19 protein-coding genes and 2 pseudogenes are annotated in these 22608 nt (G+C 74.0%); 13 read left to right on the forward strand and 8 right to left on the reverse strand.

Annotated features, from left to right (window positions below):
- Positions 1-208 precede the first annotated feature (208 nt).
- The gene (locus tag RLT57_RS15640; RefSeq protein WP_311298009.1) at positions 209-688 is read right to left on the reverse strand and encodes a MarR family winged helix-turn-helix transcriptional regulator; all 480 of its coding nucleotides are present in this window, start codon (positions 686-688) and stop codon (positions 209-211) included.
- A gap of 148 nt (positions 689-836) precedes the next feature.
- Between RLT57_RS15640 and RLT57_RS15645 the strand changes: the two genes are divergently transcribed.
- Entirely contained in the window at positions 837-1247 is a 411-nt protein-coding gene (locus RLT57_RS15645) for an organic hydroperoxide resistance protein (RefSeq protein WP_311298010.1), read from the forward strand.
- A gap of 394 nt (positions 1248-1641) precedes the next feature.
- Here RLT57_RS15645 and RLT57_RS15650 read toward each other — a convergent pair whose 3' ends face one another.
- The 3 genes from RLT57_RS15650 to RLT57_RS15660 all read right to left on the reverse strand — a co-directional run bounded on the left by RLT57_RS15650 (position 1642) and on the right by RLT57_RS15660 (position 4283).
- Complete coding sequence (locus RLT57_RS15650; protein ID WP_311298011.1) at positions 1642-2661, reverse strand: LLM class flavin-dependent oxidoreductase; 1020 nt, start codon at positions 2659-2661, stop codon at positions 1642-1644.
- Entirely contained in the window at positions 2619-3425 is an 807-nt protein-coding gene (locus RLT57_RS15655; protein ID WP_311298012.1) for a hypothetical protein, read from the reverse strand. Before RLT57_RS15655 ends, RLT57_RS15650 begins: the two co-directional genes overlap by 43 nt.
- A gap of 396 nt (positions 3426-3821) precedes the next feature.
- A complete protein-coding gene (locus tag RLT57_RS15660; protein WP_311298013.1) occupies positions 3822-4283 on the reverse strand; it encodes a hypothetical protein in 462 nt (153 codons plus the stop codon).
- A 318-nt stretch (positions 4284-4601) separates the two neighbouring features.
- Between RLT57_RS15660 and RLT57_RS15665 the strand changes: the two genes are divergently transcribed.
- Together RLT57_RS15665 and RLT57_RS15670 are read left to right on the forward strand one after the other, a co-directional pair.
- Positions 4602-5333 carry a hypothetical protein gene (locus RLT57_RS15665; RefSeq protein ID WP_311298014.1) on the forward strand — a complete coding sequence of 244 codons (732 nt, stop codon included), beginning with the start codon at positions 4602-4604 and terminating at the stop codon, positions 5331-5333.
- A 58-nt stretch (positions 5334-5391) separates the two neighbouring features.
- Positions 5392-10119, forward strand: a complete 4728-nt coding sequence (locus tag RLT57_RS15670; protein WP_311298015.1) for a hypothetical protein — start codon at positions 5392-5394, stop codon at positions 10117-10119.
- On the opposite strand, the gene RLT57_RS15675 is transcribed toward RLT57_RS15670, so the two are convergent.
- Positions 10031-11038 carry a peptidase dimerization domain-containing protein gene (locus RLT57_RS15675; protein WP_311298016.1) on the reverse strand — a complete coding sequence of 336 codons (1008 nt, stop codon included), beginning with the start codon at positions 11036-11038 and terminating at the stop codon, positions 10031-10033. The two genes, RLT57_RS15670 and RLT57_RS15675, sit on opposite strands and share 89 nt — an antisense overlap.
- Positions 11011-11439: a hypothetical protein gene (locus tag RLT57_RS15680; RefSeq protein ID WP_311298017.1), complete on the reverse strand. Its 429-nt coding sequence runs from the start codon at positions 11437-11439 to the stop codon at positions 11011-11013. The genes RLT57_RS15675 and RLT57_RS15680 overlap by 28 nt, the downstream gene beginning before the upstream one ends.
- Positions 11440-11605: 166 nt before the next feature.
- Between RLT57_RS15680 and RLT57_RS15685 the strand changes: the two are divergent.
- A pseudogene (locus RLT57_RS15685) lies at positions 11606-12164 on the forward strand (flavoprotein).
- Between the two features lie 179 nt (positions 12165-12343).
- Here the strand turns inward: RLT57_RS15685 and RLT57_RS15690 are convergent.
- Positions 12344-13627 carry an MFS transporter gene (locus tag RLT57_RS15690; protein WP_311298018.1) on the reverse strand — a complete coding sequence of 428 codons (1284 nt, stop codon included), beginning with the start codon at positions 13625-13627 and terminating at the stop codon, positions 12344-12346.
- 418 nt (positions 13628-14045) lie between these two features.
- On the opposite strand from RLT57_RS15690, the gene RLT57_RS15695 reads away from it, so the two are divergent.
- The 8 genes and pseudogenes from RLT57_RS15695 (at position 14046) to RLT57_RS15730 (ending at position 20814) form a co-directional block, all read left to right on the forward strand.
- Entirely contained in the window at positions 14046-14237 is a 192-nt protein-coding gene (locus tag RLT57_RS15695; protein WP_311298019.1) for a hypothetical protein, read from the forward strand.
- An 88-nt stretch (positions 14238-14325) separates the two neighbouring features.
- Entirely contained in the window at positions 14326-15495 is a 1170-nt protein-coding gene (locus RLT57_RS15700; protein ID WP_311298020.1) for a response regulator, read from the forward strand.
- A 102-nt stretch (positions 15496-15597) separates the two neighbouring features.
- A pseudogene (locus RLT57_RS15705) lies at positions 15598-16122 on the forward strand (peptidase S8); the annotation flags it as partial.
- Between the two features lie 294 nt (positions 16123-16416).
- Entirely contained in the window at positions 16417-16938 is a 522-nt protein-coding gene (locus RLT57_RS15710) for a MarR family winged helix-turn-helix transcriptional regulator (RefSeq protein WP_311298021.1), read from the forward strand.
- On the forward strand, positions 16935-17981 hold the full coding sequence (locus RLT57_RS15715) for a DMT family transporter (protein ID WP_311298022.1): 1047 nt from the start codon (positions 16935-16937) through the stop codon (positions 17979-17981). Before RLT57_RS15710 ends, RLT57_RS15715 begins: the two co-directional genes overlap by 4 nt.
- Before the next feature lie 5 nt (positions 17982-17986).
- Positions 17987-19123, forward strand: coding sequence for a hypothetical protein (locus RLT57_RS15720; RefSeq protein WP_311298023.1), 1137 nt, complete (start codon positions 17987-17989; stop codon positions 19121-19123).
- 366 nt (positions 19124-19489) lie between these two features.
- Positions 19490-20383 (forward strand): isocitrate lyase/PEP mutase family protein, encoded by an 894-nt coding sequence (locus RLT57_RS15725; protein WP_311298024.1) that lies wholly within the window; start codon positions 19490-19492, stop codon positions 20381-20383.
- 20 nt (positions 20384-20403) lie between these two features.
- Positions 20404-20814, forward strand: a complete 411-nt coding sequence (locus tag RLT57_RS15730) for a hypothetical protein (protein ID WP_311298025.1) — start codon at positions 20404-20406, stop codon at positions 20812-20814.
- A 106-nt stretch (positions 20815-20920) separates the two neighbouring features.
- Here RLT57_RS15730 and RLT57_RS15735 read toward each other — a convergent pair whose 3' ends face one another.
- Positions 20921-21583: a hypothetical protein gene (locus RLT57_RS15735; RefSeq protein ID WP_311298026.1), complete on the reverse strand. Its 663-nt coding sequence runs from the start codon at positions 21581-21583 to the stop codon at positions 20921-20923.
- Between the two features lie 160 nt (positions 21584-21743).
- On the opposite strand from RLT57_RS15735, the gene RLT57_RS15740 reads away from it, so the two are divergent.
- Positions 21744-22412 (forward strand): Crp/Fnr family transcriptional regulator, encoded by a 669-nt coding sequence (locus RLT57_RS15740; RefSeq protein ID WP_311298027.1) that lies wholly within the window; start codon positions 21744-21746, stop codon positions 22410-22412.
- Positions 22413-22608 lie beyond the last annotated feature (196 nt).

The following is a 22608-nucleotide window of genomic DNA, read 5'->3' on the forward strand; positions in this document are numbered from 1 at the left end:
GCTCCCGGTCTGCCCCCGGTCCGATGCCGGCCCGCCGCCTGTCCGAGACGGGTGGCGGGCCGATCCGTTGTGTTTCGTCACCTTTCTCGTTCCTCGGGCGTGAGAGTTAGCAAGAGACAACGACAACGTGCGAAACACACGAGGACAGGGGAGGACTCATGAAAGCGAGTCTGCACGACGCCGACCGGGCCGAGGGCCGGCGGACGGGTCATGCCGTGGCATTCTCAAGCGAGGCGGTCAGCGCGTTGAGCTCGTCCAGCAGGGCCTTGGCTTTCGCCCTGGTCAGACCGGTGGCCTTGGCGATGGCCAGGGGGACGCCGTCGATCGTCGTCCGCATCTCCTGACCGGTCGGCGTGAGCCGGACGATCACCGAGCGCTCGTCGTGGGTGCTGCGTTCGCGCCGCACCAGACCTGCGGACTCCAGCCTCCGTACGAGCGGCGACAGCGTGCCGGAGTCGAGCCGCAGGTGGGTGCCGAGTTTTTTGACCGCCAGCGGGCCGTGCTGCCAAAGGACGAGCATCACCAGATACTGGGGATAGGTGAGACCGGTGTCCTTGAGCAGGGTCCGATAGATGCCGTCGTAGGCCCGTGACGCGGCGTGCACCGCGAAGCAGAGCTGGTTCTCCAGCCGCAGGGCCTCGTCGGAGTCCGGCGACGGCGGCTCGGGAGAGGCAAGGGACGAGGTCATGGTGACAGTCTACCCGCAGTTTGATTATCCACAGCTTAGTTGGGCAACGCTAAGTTGTCCAAAGCATGGTTGTGCACAATTGAATTGCGTGCTTGACTCTTCCTGCGGGTCCGGAACGGCCGGGACCGCACCGATGAAAGGAACCACGATGGACGTGCTGTACACCGCCGTAGCCACCGCGAACGGCCGCGACGGACGAGCGGTCAGCTCCGATGGCAGGCTCGACCTGGCCCTCGCGTTCCCGCCCGCGCTCGGCGGCAACGGCGAGGGGACGAACCCGGAGCAGCTGTTCGCCGCCGGGTACGCCGCCTGTTTCGCCAGCGCACTCGGCCTCGCCGGGCAGCAGGCGAAGGCCGACACCAAGGACGCCTCGGTGACCGCGGAGGTCGGCATAGGTCCCGAGGGCGAGAGCTTCGGCCTCACGGTCACCCTGCGGGTCGAGCTTCCGGAGGACCTCCAGGGCCCGATAGGAAAGCAGCTGGTCGAGCGGGCACACGAGCTGTGCCCGTACTCGAAGGCGACGCGCGGCAACATCACCGTCGAGCTCGTCGTCGAGTAGCGGAGCGATCGCCGCGACTGCGGCCGCGCCGCTCCCGCCCACGGTCGTTGCGGCTCCGCACCGCCTCGCCCGCGCTCGCATCCGGTACCTGGGCGCGCTGGGGAAATCTCCGGTTGCCCGGGTCGCGGGTCGCGGGTCGGCGGCTGGGCAGCGGCGACCGGGTGACTGCGGGCGGACGGTTGCTCGGCGGTGGCGGTGGCGGTGGCGGTGGCGGTGGCGGTGGCGGTGGCGGTGGCGGTGGCGGTGGCGGAGGGCAGCGGGCGGGTGGCAACCGGCCGGGTGAAGGCGACCGTGCCACGGAACCCTGGTGCCTGGCGGTCGGTGGCCGGCGCGCGGCGCCTGGTGGATGGCGGTCGTCGGCAGGCGCCCGGGGAGGTGGGTGTGGGCGGCCGGGTCAGTCGGCGGGGTGCCAGCCGAGGGCGGGGCCGAGGCGGGTGGCGATGTCGGTGAGGATCTGGACGTAGTCCTCGTGGTCGAAGGTGAAGGGGAGCGCGAAGGCGACCTCGTGCACCTGCTGGAAGGCGGTGTGGGAGTGCAGCCGTTCGGCGATCTCGGCGGCGGGGCCCACGAGGTCGGGCGCGAACAGCATCCGGGCGGGCCCCTGGGGTGCGGCGGTACGCGGCAGTCGCTTGCGGGCGTAGTCCTCGTACTTGGCGCGCTGCTCCGGCGAGGCACTGTCGGTCGGGATGACGACCAGCCCCTGGGAGACACGGGCGCGGTCGCCGTCGGGGTGGTGGGCGCGGAAGGCGTGGATGTGTGAGAGCTGGATCGCGGCGAAGTCCCCGGACTCCTCCGCCTTCACGACGCTGCTGGTCAGGAAGTTCATCCCGTGCTCGCCGGCCCACCGGGCGGACCGCAGGCTGGCGCCGCCGTACCACATGCGGCGGCCCAGTCCGGCCGAGTGGGGTTGCACCCGGTCGGAGAAGACCTCGAAGCCCTCGGTCCCGCTGAAGTCGCTGGCGGGTTCGCCGCGGACGAAGTCCAGCAGCCGGAGTACCCGGTCGTAGCCGAAGTCCTCGGAGTCGGCGGTGTCCGGGTAGAGCGCGTCCTTTACCCGGTCGTAGTGCATCGGCGGCCCGATGCTGATTCCCGGGTTCAGCCGGCCGCCGGACAGGATGTCGACCGTGGCCAGGTCCTCGGCGAGCCGCAGCGGGTTCTCCCAGCCCAGCGGGATGACCGCGGTGCCCAGTTCGATGCGGCTGGTGCGCTGGGAGGCAGCCGCCAATACCGCGACCGGAGAGGAGATGCCGTACTGCAGATGACGGTGCCGTACCCACACACTGTCGAACCCGAGCCGCTCCCCGAGTCCGATGATCTCCAGTGTCGACTCATGTCCCCTGCCGGGGGCGGCCCCGTCGAAGAGGCCGATCGTCAAAAACCCCAGTTTCCGCAACGGTTCCGAGGCCAGCGGCATAAGGCACCTCCATCGTTCACGGCATCCTCTGCCGACCACCACTGCGTCCGACCACCACTGCGTCCGATCATCGCAGGCGGCCCCTGTGCCCACCCGCCGGGGCCGGTGGGCACGAGCAGGGGTGCCGTCCGGGGGCGGTCGGGAGTGCCTACGGGCGGGGGCGCTGGCATAGTGGCGCCACCATGCTTCACATCCGAGTGCTCGGGGCCGTCGAAGCCGATGTCGACGGGGTGCCGGCCGATCTGGGAGGGCCGCGGCAGCGGGCGGTGCTGGCGCTGTTGCTGGCCGGGCGCGGGAACACGGTGTCGGTCGAGTGGATGATCGACCGGCTGTGGCGGGGGGAGCCGCCGCCTGATCGACCAGGCCAAGGCACTCGCCGGCGACGACGGCCCGTGGAAGGGCACCGCGGCCGACTCCTTCCTCGACATGATGACCAACTTCTCCCGCCAGGTGCAGGCCAACGCCAAGGTGCTGTCCGGCGGTTCGACCGGCCTGCACTCGGTGCCGCAGCAACTGGCCGACAACGCGGTCAACCTCACCAACGCGCGCAGCAAGCTGGTCGGCATCGACAACTGGTACGCCAACCAGGCCATCGCCATGGGCGTCACGCCGATGGACAACGGCCTCATCCCGGTCAGCCAGAAGCCCGAGATCGTGCGGATGATGAACGAGAGCATGCGCCGGGTGCTGAAGAGCCTGGCCGGCGAGTACCAGGTCACCGTGGACGCGATCGTCTCGCCGACACCGGTGACCTCGCCGCTCAACGGCCCCGACACCTCGAACGACGACCCCGGCAACGACCCCGACCTGAGCCCGCCGGACCTCGGTGATCCCGACGCCCACCTCCCGGACACCGGCGACCTCTCCAACCTCGCCGCCTTCCCCGACACCGGCGCCGGCCTCGGCCCCGACGGCGGCCTCGGCGGCCTGGACCCTGGCGGGGCGGGCCCGTTCCCAAGGCGACACCGGCCTGGACACCGGGGTCGGCGACGCCTTGCCCTTCCCCGGGGACACCGGTCTCGACACCGGTTTGCCCTTCCCCGGGGACACCGGTCTCGACGGCGGCCTGGACCCGTCGGCCCTCGACGACGCGCTCAACCCGGCCGCGTTCCCCGGCGGTACGGACGTCGGCACCGGGGACCTCGGCGGCCTCTCCCCGTTCAACCCGGCCCTGACCACCCCGTCCCGGCGCCGAGACGACCGCCAAGACCACGTTCACCGGCCCGACCGACCCGTACACCTCCACGTTCCGCTACGAGGCGGCCGTCATCGACCCGGACGGCCGCCGGCTGCCCGTACCGGACGCCACCCCCATCACCGACGCCGTCACCGCCGACATCGTCCGCCCCGAACCGGACGCCGAAGGCGCCACGCCCGCCCGCTGGAACGGCTGGCAGTCCGGCGGCCCCGACCGGCCCGACGGCCGCCCGCTCGCCGTCACCGGGCTCGACGCGGTCCGGGACCGGGTCTTCGAGCTGCTGCCCGCCGAGGCCCACCCGAGCGGCACCGCGCACCGGGAGATCGTCGCCTTCCTCGACCCGAAGAACCTCGTCGACGGCTTCGAGCACGCCTCGGGCCGGGGACTGCTGTCCGAGCGGCTCGATCTGTCCGACGGCGGCCACGGCTGGCTGCGCCTGACCCTGGTCCCCGGGGAGTCGGTCTGCGAGGGGACCGTCCCTGACAAGGACACCCTCAGCGCCAGGACGACCGCCGAGCACGCCACCGGCCGTACCGAGAACTCCGGTTGGTCCCTCGGCGGCAGCGGCGGCGCGTCCGGCCGGGTCCACCGGGACCCGCACACCAAGGAGTCCACCTGGCTGACGCTCACCGGCGGGTACACCTACGCCCACACCGAGGCCCACCAGGCCAAGGGCAAGCAGACCTTCTCGCTGGAGGAGAGCCTGGAGCACGCGGGCAGCGGCGACCTGGTCACTACGGCGGTGCGCTTCCGGGTGGTGCTGCTGCGCGACGGCCTCTCGCCCGGTGCGGACGGCCTGCGCGCGGTCCACGAGGTGGCCGGGCCGACCGGGCGGGACCTGGAGGAGGCGCGGCCGGAGCCGACCGGGGAGGTGGTCCGGGTGCTGCCCCGCCCGGCCGACGTCCCGGACGGCGAGGACGCGCCGCCCGCGCCGCCGCGGGACCTGCGGGAGCCGCTGACCGCCCACCGCACCGCGTACGTCGACCTCCCCGGCTCGGCCGACCTGGAGCGGCACATCACCCGGCAGCTCCGCGCGCTGGACCCGGGCATCCTGCCGCCGCTCGAAGGCGGCAGGACCACCCCGCAGGCCGTGGACAACGAGCGTGTCCTGCGGGAGCGCGTGGCGCCGTCCGCACTGCGCGCCGGCGGCGGCCGGCTGCTCGACGGCACCTTCCGGATCACCCTGGACGCCTCCCACCTGCCGGGACGGCACGGGAACACGTACGAGGTCGTGGTCAGGGCCGACCTCGGCGGGCCGGGCCGGCACCACGCGGCCGGGGAGGCGACGGCGAAGAGCACGGTGGCCCGCAGCCACGCCGCCGACAAGGGCGTCACCCGGGGCAGCAAGCACACCGTGGGCCTCAGCGGGAACGGCCGCACCGCGATGAACCCGATGGACACCCGGCGGGTCATCGTCCTGGGCGGCGTCGACGGCACGTACGCCCCCCTGCCACCAGACGGCCACCGGCGCTGAGACGCAGGTCAAACGGGCGTTCGAACACAAGGGGTGGGCGGACGCCTACGACTACGCGGTGGCGTACCGGGTCATGGTCCGGCCCATCAAGGAGGGCGACCGGCCCGGCACGCTGCCCCCGGCCCGCCTCGGCCCGCCCGGCGGGGAACCGGCCGCCCCCGCGCCCGCTTCCGGGGGCCGGATCACGGAGGTCGAACGGACGGACACCGGCCCGATGCGCGTCGAGGTACGGCGGTCCGTGACCTCGGCGTCGGCCCCTCGCGATCTCGACGACGCCCGGCTGCCCCAGCTGCACGCCGTCTCCCACGTGGCCGACGAGGCCGGGTTCCGCCGGCGGGCGGAGGCTGCCGTACTCGACGCGTACCGGGCGAAAGAGGAGGCCGACCGGACCGCGGTCGGGAACGCGGCGAGGGCGGTCAGGGCGGCGATCGGGGATGCCGCCGGGCGCGTTGCCGGCGGCGGGGCCGGGCGCGGGGAAGGCGGGGCGGCCGGTCGCCCGGCCGGTGACCCCGGCGGAGCCGCGCCCGCCGTGCGGGACGCGGACCCGGACGCGCCCGCCGGTCGGGCGGTGCCCGCGCCCGCGAACGCCGACCGGGACGCGGTCGGCGGCGCGCGTGCGGACGAGGACGTGAACCGAGACGCGAACGGGGACGGGGACGGGGACAAGGGCGGGGGCGGGGGTGGGGGCGGGGAAGCGAACCGGGACGGGGATGTAGCGGCGGACGGACGGATCTCCGGCCTGGGCGCCGCGCTGGACGCCGTCTCCGGACAGGCCCAGCTGCGCGGCCTGGTGTCCGCCTCGCACCCGGGCTGGGCCAACACCCTCGACCGGCACGTCGGCGAGGGCCGCAACCGCGACACCGTCGGCCTGTCGGTCCGCACGCGCCTGACCGGGCTCAGCTACCGCGAGACGCTGCCCGGGGACGGCACCCTCGAACTGGAGGTGAGGTCGAGCGGCTCCACCACGGTCACCGACCAGCGGTCCGGTTCGGTCACGGGCGGCGCCGGCCCGGACTTCGGCCACTTCCCCGAGACCCCGACCGGCCACCCCGTCACCGCCTACCAGCTGCGCGGCGGCGTCAAGCTCAAAGGCTCCGGCCAGCGGGACAAGGCCGACACCGTCAAGCAGCAGAGCAGCACCACGCGCACGGTCAGCCGCACGGGCACCTGGCACGTCTACGAGGCGACCGCCGAGATGCGTATCGCCGGGCGGGTCACCGACGCCAAGGGCGTAGCGCACGTCGGCGAGCCGGCCACCAGCCGGCACCAGGTGTACGTCCTGCTGTCCGACGAGGACGTCAACCGGCTCAGGGCCGAGGCGGCCGAGGCGGCCGAGCGGGCGGCGGCCGGGCCGGAGCGGGCCGGGCGCCGGGCGGCCGGACCGCAAGCGTCCGAGCGGGCGGTGCCCGAGGCCGACGCGCCCGAGGCCGACGCGCCCGATCCGCGCCGGGCCACCCTGCTAAACCAGGGCGTGACCGGCGGTGTACTGGCGGACGTGCCCGGCTCGGACGCCATCCTGGGGGAGATCGACCGGCAGCTGCGCGGCCCCGAGGCCGGCGACGTCCCGGTCGCGGCGCTGCCCTTCGCCGACACCTACTCGCCCGACAGCCTCGTCGCCGGCTTCGACGACCTCGTCGGCGCGGGCATCCTGGACCGGTACGTCCACGAGACCCGGGCCGGGCGGACGCTGACCGAGGTCCTGGTACGCGGTGTCCCGGCGCGCTGGACGGACGACGGCCTGCGCTCGGACCTGCCGCTGACCCGGGACGTCACCAGCGCCCACACGGTCACGGGCAAGGCCGCGGGTACGTGGGCGGCCGGGGTCGAGGCCAACTTCCGCCCCTCGCTGCACCCCCCGCTGCTCCACATGGGCATCCTGACCCTGTCCGCGGGAGCCGCGGCCGAGGGCGTCCGGAGCAGCACCGCGGAGTCCGGCCTGACCGTGACCGTCGGGCACAAGACCTCGGGGTTCGGCGACCGGAACGCCCGGTTCAGTACGGACATGCGGTTCGAGGTGACGGTCACCCGGCGTGCCTACGGCGGTCGGTTCGTCAACCTGGAAAGGCCGCCGGAACCCGTACTGGCCCCCTCGCGGGTCACCGCGTGGGTCCCGGAGTCGCTGACCGAGCCCGCGACGGCCGCGCCGCACCCGGGCGTCCCGGACGAGCGGGACGGCCTCGCCGGACAGGGCGGCCACGGCGAACGGGACGGCCTCGGTGCACGGGACGGTTTCGCCGGACAAGGCGTCCCTGCTGACCGCGGCGGTGCCGCCGGACGCGACGGCCTCGGCGAAGCCGCCGTGCCCGCCCACCCGGACGACATCGAACTGGCCCCGGCGCGCGGATTTCCCGCCGAGGACGCCGGCTGGGAGACCGCCCTGCACGAGGCCCACGACCTCATCGGCTTCGACCACGCCAAGCAGCTGCTCGACCAGGCCGTCAGGGTCCAGGCCACGCCCCGCCCCTGGGACGACGGGCCGCTCGGACAGGTCGGCGCGTACTCCTCGGCGGCGCTGTCCCTGGGTGCCGGCGCGGCCAGGTGGATCGCGCGGGCGACCGTGCCGACACCGGCCATGGACCGGGCGACCCGCTGGCTCGCGACCTTCGCGGCCGATCCCCGGCTCGGCCCCGGCCACGACCTGAGCGAGGAACAGCGCCTCGCGCCGGAGGAGCAGTTCGCGATCCGCCAGGCGCTGTCCGGCCAGTCGCTGCCGGCGCTCTTCCCCCGGCTCCAGGGCCGGCCCGAGCCCTACCGGGTCCCGGGGACCTCGGTCGCCGTCTCCATGGTGGCCCTCGGGCCCGCCGTGGAACTCGGCCGACGGGAGGCCGCCCCCGACGAACTCACCGTCGCCGTCAGGGACGAGGCCGCGACCGCCGCCGGCGCCTCCTACAACGGGAGCCTGAACCCGGCCGACGGCCTGCTCCTCACCAAGGACCCCGCGCTGCTGATCCCGCTGGGTCTCGGCCGCGTCACCCGCGACCAGTCCTACGACCTCACGTCCCGCGTCACCCGCACCCCCGGCCGCCCCACCCCCGACACCGCCCTCCCGCACGGCAGACCGCCCACCGACCCCGGCAGGGCCGAACTCACCGGCGCCCAGCGCCTCATGCGGCAACCGGTCCGGATCGACCTCCACCACCGCGACGACAACAGCGAGTACGGCGCTCCGCGCCCCGTCCCCGGCCACGCCTTCTACTGGACCACCGCCGCCGAGCCCGCCCTCGAGCCCGCCCCCGAGCCCGCCGCCCACGCCCCGGCCCCCTCCCCCGCGGAAACCCCCACCCCCTCCACACCGCCCACGCCCCTGCGCCCCGACCTGCCGCCGGAGTCGGCCGACCCGGGCGAGACCCGCCCGGACGCGGCGCAGGATGTGGTTCAGCCGGCGGAGGAGCGCGGGGATGCACCGCCGGAATCGGTCGGGTCGGCCGAGGTTCGTCGGGAGGCGACACGGGAATTGGTTGACCGGGCCGGTGGGCGCCGGGGTGTGGCAGCGGAGTCGGTTGGGTCGGCCGAGGTCCGTCGGGATGTGGCGCGGGAGTTGGCCGAGCTGGTTGAGGTTCGTCGGGATGTGGCGCGGGAGTTGGCCGAGCTGGTTGAGGTTCGTCGGGATGTGGCGCGGGAGTTGGCCGAGCTGGTTGAGGTTCGCCGGGATGTGGCGCGGAAGTTGGTTGAACCCGCCGAGGTCCGTCGGGACGTGGCGCCGGAGTTGGCCGAGCCGGTTGCGGTTCGCCGGAATGTGGCGCCGGAGTCGGTTGAGCGGGCCGGGGTCCGTCCTGATGTGGCGCCGGAGCCGCTTGAGTCGGCCGGGGCCCGCCCGGAGGAGTCCGCCGAGGTGCTTCCGGAGCTGCCCGAGGGCGCTGGGGCCCGGGGGGCCGACCTGCTGCCGGAGTCGCCCACGGGCGCCCCGCCCCGTCCCCGGCCCGCCGGGTCGCCGCCGGAGCGGCACCTGTCGCCGAGCCTGTCCGCCGAGGCCCCGCCCGGCCGTACGGAGCCGCTGCCGCACGCCGGTTCGCCGTCCCGGGCCGAACGGGCGCGGCTGTCAGAACCGCCGTCTCCCGCCGAGTCCGGAACCCGCGCCGAGTCCGGAACCCGCGCCGAGTCCGGAACCCGCGCCGAGTCCGGAACCCGCGCCGAGTCCGGAACCCGCGCCGAGCCCGCGCCCCCGCACGGCGCTCCGGCTCGTTCCTCCGGTCCCGTGCGACCCCCCGCGGACACCCGCCCGCAGGACGGGGGCACCCCGGCCCCCCTCGGTGAGCCGGCCCCGCCGCACCGCGCCGAGCAGCCCGCACTGACCCGCAGCGTGCCCTTCGGGGAGGGGGCCGCCGAACTGGGCCCCGACCAGACCGCCCACGTCGACGCCATAGCCGCCGACGTGGCCCGTACCGCGGTCGAGCACACCGCCGCCGGCCTGCCCCTGCCCACCGTCACCATCACCGGCCACGCCGACGGATCCCTCGCCGGCCGGCCGCACTTCGGCCGCGCCCTGCAGACTGGCAGAGACCGCGCGAACAGCCTCACCGACGCCTTCTCCCAGCGGCTGACCATCCACCTCCAGGCCCTCGGCTCCGGCCTCACCGCCGACTCCCTCGACATCCGCCCCCGGACCCGCGGCTGGGACCCGCCCCAACCCCCCGGCCCCACCACCTGGGACACTTCGACGACCCCCGCGAACCCCCTCGACCAGGCCACCATCACGGTCACCACGCCACCCGCGACCCCCACCGACGCCGAGCACCCCCCACCCCTGGTGCGGCTGGACGACACGCCCGTCGGCAACGACGCGTAGCCCACCTGCTCCTCCCAACCCCCCACCGGACCCCGGCCCGTACCCGTTCCCCGGGCGGTAGGGCGCCTGCCGCGACGTCCTCCGCGCCCGGAAACCCCTCACGGCTGCCCGAGCAGGTCGAGGACGGCGTGGTGATAGGCGGCGTGGACCTGGGGGCGTTCGGCCAGGCGGACGCGTTCGTCGATGCCGTGCAGCCCCAGGTAGGGCAGGCCGAACCCCGCGGTGGCCGGGTTCCCTCGCCCGCCGGGAGGTTGCCGATGTTCGAAGGACGCGCGGTCTTGGCCCGCGCGGGTACGCCGACAGCGGCGGCGGCCCGGAGCAGGGCGGCGGCGGGCTCCTGCTGCGTGCGGAGCCGGAACGGCGGGTACGCCGCGACCGGTTCGACATCGGTGGGCCGGGGGCCGGGGAGTACGGCGTCGGGCTCGGCGGCAGCGTTGCGGACGGCGGTCTCCGCGTCGGCGGCGCCGGAGACCGGCGTGGTGCGGACGTCCACCGACAGTACGCACAGGTCCGCCACGACAAAGAAGCCCTCACCGCCGTGGACGGCGGTCACCGACAGCCTCGGTGCCGGCGGGAACTGCTCCCCGCCCGCCGCCGGCAGCTCCACCGCGTCCAGCAGTCGCACCAGGCGGGCCGCCCGGGTCACGGCGCCCGACACGCTGCGGCTGGACCCCGGGTGCCCGGACGCCGTGTGCACCCGCAGCGTCGCCCGCCACAGGCCGCGGCCGCCCACCACGACCTCCTCCAGCCCCGGATAGCCGATCATCACTCCTGCCGGCCGCGCGAGGCCGGGGTCGGCGAGATAGGCCCAAGCGCCGCCGAAAACCCCGGTGTGCTCGTCCACGTCCAGCAGCACCGCCGGCCCGCCGCGCGGCGGCGGTGTGCGCTCGTTCAGGTCGGCGGCGATGTGGCACAACATCGCCGCCGCCAGCTTGAGTCGGCGCTGCCCCTGCCCAGCAGCCAGCCGTCGACGACATCCCCGCACGTCGGGGGGAACGACCACGCCGACCCGTCCCCGAACGGCGCGGTGTCCACGCACGCGTCCAGCGCCCACCACCTGCCCGGGGCCTCGCCCTCGACCTCCGCCACCAGGCCGACCAGGGCTCCCGAACCTCCGTACAGCCGCCGGTGCCGGACCGCGCGATCGGACAGCCACGTCTCCAGCACCTCCAGGACGGGCCCGTGGCCGTCGACGCCGCCCCGGCTGGGCAACCGCACCAGGCGTTGCGCCAGATCGACCACGGACCCCGCGCGCACGGCCGCGGCCGCCGCCGGATCCGCCGGTCCCGCTGGTTCCCCGCCGGCGTGTCCTGTTGTCATCGATCCTCCCCGGCCGCGTTACCTCCTCGCGGGGTGTCCGTACGGCGGGTGCCGGACACCCGCGCGGGCCCGCCGGGGGAGGAGGGCCGGTGGCCGGGCGGTGGGTGACGCCGGGGCGGCGGGGGGCCGTACGCTGCCGGGAAAGGGTGGTTTCGGTGGTGGATCGATGGGGAGGGCTCGCGTGAGTGGGGAGCCGGACAGGCCGTTCCTGTATGTCGTGGTGTGTGCCGCGGGGGTGGCCGGGGGGCGTGGGGGAGCTGATCACCGCGGCGCGGGAGCGGGGGTGGGGGGTCGGGGTGGTGGCGACGCCGCTGGGGCTGGGGTTCATCGACCAGGCGGCGGTGGAGGCGCAGACGGGGTACCCGATCCGGTCGGCGTGGCGGAAGCCCGGGGACCCGCGGCCGCTGCCGCCGCCGGACGCGATCGCGGTGGCCCCGGCGTCGTTCAACACGGTGAACAAGTGGGCGGCGGGCATCGCGGACACGTTGGCGCTGGGCATCCTGTGCGAGGCGTACGGGCTCGGTGTGCCGACCGCGGTGCTGCCGGCCGTGAACGCGGCGATGGCGGCCCACCCGGCGTACGTCGCGAGTCTGGAGCGGCTGCGCGCGATGGGCGTCCTGATCGGCGGCGCGGTGCCGCATCCGCCCCGCAGCGGTGGCGGGGCGGACCGGTTCCGCTGGGAGGAGGCGCTGGAGCTGCTCGCGCCGAAGCCGGCCGCCGGGTGACGGTGGAGGAGTGAGAGCGGGGGAGTGAGAGCGGAGGGGTGGGAGCGGAGGGGTGGGAGCGGGGGCGGGGGCGGCCCCGGCGCGGGTGCAAGGGCGGCGCGGGGCGGGGGCGGGGCGTGTCCGCAGGGCGCCGCGGCCACCCGCCGCGGGCACCGGTGTCCGCCGGATCCCCGCGGGCGTCACGTCGGCGGGGCCTGGCCGTCCCGGGGCGGACCGCTGAGCTCCGGCGGACGGGCACGGGCGCCGGACACCACGGCGCCAGGCCGCCCGTACCGGGTGCCGGTCGTGGCGAAGGGGGAGTAGCGCGGCACCCAGCGCAGCAGCGCGCCGGCCGCCGCGACGCCGACGGCGCCCATGACCGCGATGCCGGCCGCCAGGCTGCCGAGCGAGGCGGCGGACGAGACGACCAGCGGGCCGCCCGCGCTGCCGGAGTCCGCGCACAGTCGCCACACGCCGAGGAACTGCGAACGGGTCTCCGGCGGCGCGACGTCCGCGCCGAGGGTCATCAGGATGCCGCTGCCGATCCCGTTGCCGAAGCCCATGACCATCGCGACCACGGTCAGTTCGGTCAGCGTGCGGGTCAGCGGCAGCGCGGCCTGGGCGCCCCCCAGCACCAGCATGGACGGCACCGCGATCCACAGCCGCCCGGCCCGGTCCATCACCTGGCCCGAGGGGTAGAAGGTCAGCGTGTCGACCAGCCCGGCGATGCCGAAGACCACGCTGGTGGACGAGGGGCTCTGGCCCAGGTGCTCGGCCCACAGCGGCAGCACCGTCTGCCGGGTGGCCCGCACCGAGGCGACCAGCAGGACGGCCGCGCCCAGCGTGCGGAAGACCGTGCGGTGCTCGCGCAGCACCGACCGTACCGGCACGGGCTTCCTGCCGGTGGCGGCGGCCGGGTCGCTGACGTCCGGCACGGTGAGCAGGACGACCGAGGTCACGGCCGTGCACAGCAGCGCGAGCCAGTAGACGTCCCGTACCGGACGCCCGGTCAGGACGGCGGCGCCGAGGAACGGCCCGACGAAGGCGCCCACCCGCGACATGCCGCCGAGCGTCGACAGCGCCCGCGCCCGCATCCCCGGCGGGACGACTTCGGTGAGGTAGGACTGCCGGGCCAGGATGAAGACCGCGTTCGACGCGCCGGTGACGGTCACCGCCAGCGCCAGCTGCCACAGGCTCCGGGCCAGCGCGCACCCGGTGAGGGTCACGGCGGTGACGCCCGAGGCGACCAGCATCGCCTTGCGGTCGCCGAGCCGCGCGGCCAGCGCCCCGGCCGGCACGTCGCCGAGGATCTGCCCGACCCCGAGCAGCGCGAGGACGAGCCCGGCGGCGCCGACGCTCGCGCCCAGCGCCCTGCCGCTGAGGGCCAGGACGGGGGCGAGCGCGCCCATGCCGGTCTCGAAGATCAGGACCGGCAGGAACACCGCCGGGACCAGGCTTTTCAGCGATACGGGATGCGCGTTCACGTGCTGACGTCCCACCTTCGTGCCGACGGCCTCCGGACCCGGCGATCCGCGCCGGGCCGGCCGCAGCCCGTGGTTCATTCAACAACAGGCCCCGCGCCCGTCCCGGCCGACCCCGTCCCGGCCGACCCCGCCCCGGCCGACCCCGCCCCGCCGACCCGGCCGCCGCTCCGTACCGCGCCGGCGCCTGGCCCGCGCGGAACCGGCGCCCGGCGCGGCCGGGCCGCCGAGCGCCCCCGCCGCCGGGAACCCCGCCCGGCCCCCGTTCCCCGCCGCTCCCGGGGGTGTTGCCCGTCTGCTGCCGGGATGCCGTTGCCGCGCCGCAACGGTGTTGCGGGCGGGCAGTCTGGTTGCCCGCCCGGCTGACCGGCCACGGCGATCCGGCGCGGCGACCACCATCGCCGCCGGCGAGAGGTAGCCCGTGCAGACCCCGTTGTTGTCCGTCAGGGCGGCGCTTGTCCTCACCTTGTCCCTGCTGACCGGCGTCGGCGCCGGGGTGCTGTCCGCGGTCGGCGGTGTCCCGTCGGCCCGGTGCGTCCTGTGCGGCGCCGGGGCGTTCGGCCTCGCCGTCCCCTTCTTCGACCGGCTCATCGGCGCGACCGGTCCCGAGTGACGCGCGGTACCCCTCATGCTTGAACCCAGGGCACTGGCCACCCGGCCCAGGGACCGAGGTGGCCGCGGCGACAGGAGGACGAGCCCCGATGGGCGAATTACGGCCGCTGGCCGACGACTTGAACGACGACTGCCGGCAGTTCGCCCAGGCACTCCGCACGTTGTTCGCCGGGCTGGAGGTGTCGGTGCGGCGCTACGCGGCCCGGCGCTACCGCGACGCGGGGACGGTCTCCCGCTACCTCAGCGGCGTCCGGGTGCCGCCCTGGGATTTCGTGGTCGACCTGTTCGCCGACCTCGCCGCCGACCACGGCGCCCCGGCCACCCCGCTGACCCTGGAGTACGTACGCGAGCTGCACGGCTGCGCGGTCCGGGCCACCGCGCCCCCGGAGCACGGAGTGGAGATCCTGCAGCAGCAGCTGGCCGACGCCGACCGCGAGGCCCGCCGCGCCACCGTCCAGGAGGACCTGCTCGGGGACGCCCTGCTGGACCGCCAGCACCGCATCGCCGACCTTGAAGTACGCCTGAACCTGCTGGAGACCCAGTGGTCGGCCCAGCGCACCAGGACCGACCTGCTCACCGCGGAACTTGAGACCGCCGACGACCTGCGCGCCGAGCACCAGCGACTGAAGGACCAGATCAGGACGCTGGAAGCGGATCTGGAGGAGGCCCGGCTGCGGGTCCTGCTCGCCGAGTCCCGGTGCGACGTGCTGGAACGCCAGCTCACCATCGCCGAGGGCCCGCTGCCCGCCCTCCCGCCCGCGGGCGCCGAGTCCGTCGCGCTGGGCACCTCCGTCGTCGGCGTGGCCGCGGCCTGCGCCGCGGGCCCGGCCGTGACCGCCACCGCCGTCGCCGCGGGCGGGTCCGCCGCGCGCATCCTGGCCGTCGACGACAAGCAGGCCAACCTCCTGGCCCTCGAAGCCGTCCTGGCCGGCCTCGGCCACGAGGTCGTCACCGCCGACTCCGGACAGGCCGCCCTCAAGGCCCTGCTGGACGCCACCGGGTTCGCCGTCATCCTGCTCGACGTGCAGATGCCCGACATGGACGGCTACGAGACCGCGATCCACATCAAGCGCCGCGCCCGTACCCGCAACATCCCCATCATCTTCCTCACCGCCATGGACCACGACCCCGCGCACATGTTCCGCGGCTACACCGCGGGCGCCGTCGACTACCTCGTCAAACCCTTCGACCCGTGGATCCTGCGCGCCAAGGTCGAGGCGTTCGTCCAGATGCATCTGGAGGCCCGCCCCACGCCGTGACGGCCGGTGCCGGGCGCCGGGCGGCCCAGACCGGCCTCGCGGCGGAGCGGCGCGGCCCCCTGCCATAAGGTCACCGCGTACGGGGGCGGCGGCGCTGAGCGGCTCACGGTCAGCGCGGGTGACGCCGGATACGGCGTCGAGTACCCGGCGGCCTCCCGGTACGTCACCTCGGTCGGCGGCACCTCGCTGAAGCGGGCGGGCAACGCGCGCGGCTGGACCGAGGCGGCCTGGAACGGCACCGGTTCCGGCTGCTCGCCCTACGACGCCAAGCCCACCTGGCAGAAGGACACCGGGTGCGGCAAGCGCTCGGTGGCCGACGTCTCCGCGGTGGCCGACCCGGCCACCGGCGTCGCGGTGTACGACACCTACGGCGGCGACCCGGGCTGGGAGGTCTTCGGCGGTACGAGCGTGTCCGCGCCGATCATCGCCGGTGTCTACGCGCTGGCCGGCGTCCCGTCGGCGGGCTCCTACCCGGTGTCGTTCCCGTACGCCCACCCGGGCGCGCTCAACGACATCACCTCCGGCTCCAACGGCTCCTGCGGTTCGTACCTGTGCACCGCGGGACCGGGCTACGACGGCCCGACCGGCCTGGGCACCCCCAACGGTGTGACGGCTTTCCAGGGCTGAACCGGCACCGGACCACCGGGGGCGGGACGGCCCCGACCGGCCGCCCCGCCCCCGGCTCCGCTCCCCGCGCCGTCCCGCCCCGGCTGTACCGGGGTGGGGCGGGCGGTGGTCTACTGGGCGCTCTTCGGCGGGAAACCGGGAAGGGCGGCTCCCGCCGCACGTGCCACCAGGGGAGATGCGCGGTGCAGAGGGAAGAGGCCATCGAGGCGCGGGCCGCCGACCGGTCATGCGACGGTCACAAGATCCGCACAGTTGCACCTAGTGGAGAGTGACTGAGGCAGTCAGACTTCAGCCATGGTTGACGATGACGACGCACGCGGTGCCAACCTCCTCGGCGCCTTCGCCGTCGCGGCGCACGACCGCCTCCTGGCCGAACTGGCCGAACACGGCGGCGGGTCCGCGAGCCGGGCGGCGGCGCTGGCGACGCTGAAGGGCTGCCCGGGTGACACGGTCGAGCAGTTGGCGGCGGTGCTGGGGCTGACGGGTTCGGGCGCCACCCGCCTCGTCGCGGGCCTGGTGGGCGACGACCTGGTCGACAAGCGGCCGGGAGCCGACGGCCGGGCCCTGGCGCTGCACCTCACCAGCCGGGGGCAGGCCGTCGCCGAGGAAATCCTGCGGGCCCGGCACGACTGCTTCGAGGAGATGCTGGGGGAGCTGACCCCCGACGAGCGCCGTACGTTCGTCCGCCTGTCGGAGCGGATGCTCGCCTCGCTGGGCGATGGCGCGAAGTGGGCGGACCACGCCTGCCGCCTCTGCGACTACGACAGCTGCCCGCAGCAGACCTGCCCGGTCGCGCGGAAGGCCGCCGCCTCGTGATCCGCGACCGGCACGGCGTGGCCCTGATCGTCGCCGCGGCGTGCTGGGGCTCGGACACCGTAGCGGTGAAGTACGCGCTGCGCGGCATCCCGGCGATGACGCTGCTGATGATCGAGCTCGTCTGCGCCACCGCGGCGCTGTGGACCGTACTGCTGATCCGCGGGCACCGGCGTCCGGCGGGCCTGGGCCGGCTGGCCCTGCTCGGCCTGTTCGAGCCGGGGCTGGCCTACGCCGCGATCAACCTCGGCCTCATCCACACCACCGCGTCCGACGCGTCGCTGCTGTCCGGTACGGAGTCGGCGTTCGTCGTCGTGCTGGCCGCCGTCTTCCTCGGCAGGCGCTTCACCCGCGGCGCGGTGGCGGCCGTCGTCATCGCGACCGTCGGCGTCGCCGCGCTGAGCGGGTCGGCGCCATCGCTGGCCGCCGGGTGGGGCGACGGGCTGGTCCTGGCCGGTTCGCTGTCCGCCGCGATCTACGTGACGCTGGCCGGCCGGATCGCCCCCGAGCTGGACTCCCTCACCATGACGGCCTACCAGTTCCTGGCCGGCACCGCGGTCAGCGTGCCGTTCGCCCTGGCGCAGTGGGCTTCCGACGGCACCGTCCTGCCGGCCGGCAGCACGCCCGGCCAGTGGGCCGCCGCGGTCGGGGCCGGGGTCGTCGGGCTGGCGCTGAGCTTCCTGCTCTACAACCGGGCGATCGGGTACATCAGCGCCACCACCGCGGGGATGGTGCTCAACCTGATCCCGCTGTTCGGACTGGCCGCCGCCGTGCTCGTCCTCGGCGAGCCGGTCGACGCCTGGCAGGGCGTGGGCGCCCTGCTCATCCTGTCCGGACTCGTCCTGTTCACCCTCGCCGAGCGCGAGCCCCCTGTCTCCGCCGACGCCGACGTCGACGCGGATCCGTACACCGAAGCGTCCGTGGACACCGACGGCCGCCCCGGCGCCGTGCCGGAACCGGACGGCGATGACGACGACGATGACGGCGGCGACCGGCGTCTGCCCAGCGGCAGCCGTCGGACGGCCGCCGAAAGCGAAGGGAAGTGATCGGATTGGCTTCACTCATTGAAGCGCTGACTCATGACGGGATCCAGCAGGCGATCCCGCTGGACGAGCGGATCGCCGCGCTGCCGCAGCTGGCCGCCGGCACCAGCCTGGGCGAGGACATCGACCAGGCCAACACGGTACTGCTCGACCCCGCGGTCGACGAGGACACCAAGCGCGCCGAGCTGATGCGGTGGGTCGCCCGTCGCCAGCCGTGCCTGTTCGGCCGCCTCGGCGCGCACGAGTCGAAGGGCGAGGCCGCGTCCAAGGGACTCGGCATCAACGTGTGCTGGATCGGCGAGGCCGACATCGCGCTGGGCGCCGACCACGTCAGCGCGAAGATCCAGCGCGAGCGGCGCGCGTGGAAGGACCGCGCCGAGGCCGGCGCCGCGAGCGGCTTCCTGATCATGTTCAACTCGGCCCGGCTCGCCTACGCGCGGCCGAGCCGCGAGCTGGTCGCGTTATGCGTCGCCCTCTCCGACCTCTACCTCGTGGAGCACGCCCCGATCCGCGCCGACGTGATCTACACCGAGGCGGTCCCGCTGCGCCGCGCCGACGGCCAGCTCACCTTGTTCAAGGCCGGGTGCAACATCTTCTACGGCGGCGCGCACCGCACCGTCAACCATGACCGCCGGGTGCCCGGCGGTCTGCTGTTCTCGATGAACTCCCCGGGCCACTACGCCAACTCGCTGGCCCTGCGCGGTCTCGCCGCCGGTCTGGACGAGGCGATCGACTTCGTCCGCGAGACCGCCTACCGGTCCGTCGGCAACGGCGGCATCGGCCACCACGGCGCGAAGAGCACCAGCTGGCACAACACCGTCCCCCACCAGCCGGCCCGGGAACCCGAACGCCGGCGTCCGGCCTATGTCCCGCCGAACTTCGACCCCGAGCGCTACTCCGCCACCTACCACACCGACGTCCTGGTCCCCACCGACGTCACCGTCGACGGCCGCCTCAGCGACGGCCCCGGCCCGGACACCGAGACCTGGCCCTATCTGATCCTCGACTACATCACCTCCGAGGCGTTCGCGGCCGACCACGTCAACTACGGCCTTTTCCACGGTCACCCGATCGAGGACTGCGACAAATACCACAACCCGTGGCCGTCGCGGGTCGCCCGCAACGAGGAACTCTTCGAGTACTGAGCCCGGCGCCCGTTCCCCGCCCCCTGTTTGCTGCCCTTGCGCCCCGCCCCACCGCCCCACCGCCGGGCCGCGGTCCGGCGGCCCGTCATCGCCCGCCGATGAGGGGCCGCCGGACCCCCGCGGGCCGCCGCCGGGCCCGGGAGAGGCCCGCGGCGGGCCTGAGAAAGGCCCGGGGGGCCCAGAGATCCGAATATCGGAATTTCATTCATCTGATCCTATTGAATTCGGAACCCGTACATGATCCCGCGGAATTGAGGGCTTCCTTCCGTGTTGACGGATCTCCAAGATTCGGTAAAGCTAGGCAAAGACTCGGCATGTGTATGTCGAAATTCCATGCCTTGTGCATGCCATACAAAGGAGAAGCGCGTGCAGTACGGAAACGCCCTGCGGAACGAAATCGCGTCCGCCGATACCACTCCCCTCATCGGGGTCTACGACATGTACTCGGCCTCCATCGCGGCCCAGCACTACAACGGCTTCTTCGTCTCCGGATTCGGATTCGCCGCCTCCTACTACGGGCTGCCCGACATCGGCTTCATCGCCTGGCCGGACATGGTCGCCTTCACCGAGCGGCTCCGGACGGCCTTCCCCGCCCACCACCTGCTGGTGGACATCGACGACGGCTACGTGGACCCCGAGGTCGCCTGCCACGTCGTGCAGCGCCTGGAGCGGGCCGGCGCCTCCGGGGTGATCCTGGAGGACCAGAAGCGGCCCCGGCGCTGCGGGCACGCGGACGGCAAGCTCACGCTGCCGCTGGAGGAGTACCTGGAGAAGCTGAACCTGGTGCTGGCCAGCCGGCAGGACCTGGTGGTCGTGGCGCGCACCGATGCCACGGAGGACGCGGACATCCTGCGCCGCGCCGCGGCGCTCGCCGAGACGGACGCCGACGTCGTCCTGGTCGACGGCGTGCGCAGTGTGGAGTGGATCCACCGCATCCGCAAGGTCATCGGGGACAAGCCGCTGCTGTTCAACCAGATCGCCGGCGGCAAGTCCCCCCGGCTGTCGCTGCCCGAACTCACCGATCTGGGCGTGGACGTCGCCATCTACAGCACACCGTGCCTGTTCGCGGCGCACACCGCGATCGAGGACGCCATGCTCAAACTCAAGCGGTCCGACGGCCGGCTGCCGGAGACCGGCGGCGCGGGAGCGGTCGGCGTGGCGGGTTCCACCCAGCTGCTGGAGCGCAACATCAGCCGGCACCACGGCAGGTCCGTGCTGCCGCACAGCTCGGCACCCGTATCGCAGCCCGTCTCCGTCTGAGCCGGAGGGCCTCCAGCGCGATGGGCAGGCACAAGCGGCAGGCGGCAGCCGGGCCGGACGGACTGTTCCGGCTCGCCGCCGCCCGCCGGGCAGGCGTGGTGGCGGTGATGGCCGCGGGCGTACTGATCGGCTGCGGTTCCCTGCAACCGGTGTCCGCGGCGACCCAGTGCTGCGGGTGCGACGGCCAGGAGGAGGACGAGCCCCCACCGCCGTCGCACGGCTCCAACCACGGACTGCTGATCATCGACAACTCCAACGCCGACTCCTGGCTGGAGGTGGACCGGACCCTCAACACCCTCGTCGACAGCAAGGGCACGGCCGGCAGCGACCACGACGGTGACGGCGGCGACGTCGACGTCACCCGGGAGCCGCCAACACCGGGCCAGGCCGCCCCACCGGAAGGACCACAAGGATCGGAAGGAGACGACTGACCACCTCCGCAGCGCCGCGGCCCCGCCGGTGGACGGGGCCGCGGACCGCACAGGGCCGGGTCGGTCCTGGTGACGTGCCGCCCGACTCGAGCCCGGACCTCTCCGCTCAATCGCGTGAACCGATCCCAAGTGCCCTCTCGGGACCCGAAGTCTGACGGCCGGGTATGGACAGGCGCAGGCCCGGCAAGCCGGCGTTCATGCCCAGCATGAGGACGTCTCCGGCCTGTGTGACGCTCTGGACGGCGTGGTAGTTGGGGATGGTGATCAAGCAGTCCAGCGTCAAGGGATCCCGGATCCTCACGGTCCGGTCGCCTTCGACCATGGCCAGCAGGTCGACGCCGCCGACACGTACCGTGACCATCGCTTCGACCTTGCCGGTGAGACCCGTCGACGGCTGGTTGTTCTCACCGGTCGTCGGATCCCACAAGCGCACGGTGTCGCCGAGGCTGTCGGCCAGCACATTCTGCCCCCGGACCGTTACCGCGCTCAGACCGGCTCCGTCCGGCGAGGTTTCGTTGTGGGCCCACCTCACGACCAACTCGCCTGTAGTCGGACGCCATAGGTTCAGCTCCGCCCTTCCGACGGCCGCAAGCAGCATCTCCCCCTTCACCTGGACGCCGCACCGCGCGGAGATCGTGCCGTCGTCGCCGTTACCGGCAGTTCGGGCGGCTCGTTGCGTAAGAGTGTCGACCGCGGCGAGGAAGGGTTTCCGCCGGATCTGGGACGAACGGCGGACGCTGGTCGGATCTCCGCCTCCCGCGCCGAGCACGGGTGCGCAGGACTCTCGGCGCGGGCTGCGGCCCGCGGTCTACGGTGCGGAAGCGCTCGATCCGGCGCGAGGGCGTCTTACGCGTAGCCCTTGCGAGGGGTACAACCGTGGTTGACGGGCCGGTCTCCAGCGGCGAGGCCGCCTGTCAGAAAGGCGACACATGCTCTCAGCCGAGCTGTGGTCCGAGGTGCTGTGCCAAGGTCCGGTACGACGATTCCGCGAGCGCGGCGTGATGCTGCGTCAGGGTGACCAAGGCACCCACCTGCTCGCCCTCACCGAGGGGCTCGCGAAGGTCGTGAGCCGGGACCGTGACGGCGTCGTCACCCTGCTCGCTTTTCGCGGAGCGGGCGACCTGCTGGGCGATGTGGCGGTGTTCGAGGGCAGTACCCGCATCGCCGACGTGGTCGCGCTCAGCCCGTGTTCCGCCGTCGTCCTGGAGGCCACCAGGTTCAAGGCGTTCGTCGAAGAGCGCGGACTGGTCGTGGACCTGATGCGCCAGGCGATGGCGAGGCTGAGGGAATCGGACCTGCTGCGGACCGAGCTGCTGACGCTCCCACTGGTCGTACGGCTGGCGCGCACTCTGGTCAGGCTGGTGGAACTCGCCGGCTCGGTACCCGGCCGGCCCGGCGCGTCGTCGACTGCCGCACTGCAGACGCTGCGGCTGACCGGTCTGACACAGGTGGAACTCGCCCAGGCCATCGGGGTGACGCGTAACGCGGTGGCCAGCGGGCTCGGGCGGTTGAGGGCGGCGGGGGCTGTGGAGACCGCGCGCCGGGAGATCGTGATCAGGGACCTGGAGACGCTGCGCCTGTGGGCCAAGACGGGCTGAGCACCGGCTCCTCAAGCCAGCGTGGCACGCGTGGGCGGCGCAACCCCCTGCGCCGGTGCGACGCGTGTGAGCCGTGTGATCGGGTGGCGTGGCGCACGCGGACAGTGTGACCGCCGTTACGTGCGGGACGCCCAGTGCTGTGCACTCCGGTCCGGGGCCGGCGTGAATGCTGGGAACAGGTCGCCGCGCGACCGCG

Origin of the sequence: Streptomyces sp. ITFR-21, assembly GCF_031844685.1 — a bacterium.
Lineage (GTDB): Bacteria > Actinomycetota > Actinomycetes > Streptomycetales > Streptomycetaceae > Actinacidiphila.

Bases quoted from the DNA above. Each gene is read 5' to 3' on its own strand.
- RLT57_RS15640 (WP_311298009.1), bottom strand. From the start codon at position 688: ATGACCTCGTCCCTTGCCTCTCCCGAGCCGCCGTCGCCGGACTCCGAC.
- RLT57_RS15645 (WP_311298010.1), top strand. From the start codon at position 837: ATGGACGTGCTGTACACCGCCGTAGCCACCGCGAACGGCCGCGACGGA.
- RLT57_RS15650 (WP_311298011.1), bottom strand. From the start codon at position 2,661: ATGCCGCTGGCCTCGGAACCGTTGCGGAAACTGGGGTTTTTGACGATC.
- RLT57_RS15675 (WP_311298016.1), bottom strand. From the start codon at position 11,038: ATGTTGTGCCACATCGCCGCCGACCTGAACGAGCGCACACCGCCGCCG.
- RLT57_RS15680 (WP_311298017.1), bottom strand. From the start codon at position 11,439: ATGACAACAGGACACGCCGGCGGGGAACCAGCGGGACCGGCGGATCCG.
- RLT57_RS15700 (WP_311298020.1), top strand. From the start codon at position 14,326: ATGGGCGAATTACGGCCGCTGGCCGACGACTTGAACGACGACTGCCGG.
- RLT57_RS15710 (WP_311298021.1), top strand. From the start codon at position 16,417: ATGGTTGACGATGACGACGCACGCGGTGCCAACCTCCTCGGCGCCTTC.
- RLT57_RS15730 (WP_311298025.1), top strand. From the start codon at position 20,404: ATGGGCAGGCACAAGCGGCAGGCGGCAGCCGGGCCGGACGGACTGTTC.
- RLT57_RS15740 (WP_311298027.1), top strand. From the start codon at position 21,744: ATGCTCTCAGCCGAGCTGTGGTCCGAGGTGCTGTGCCAAGGTCCGGTA.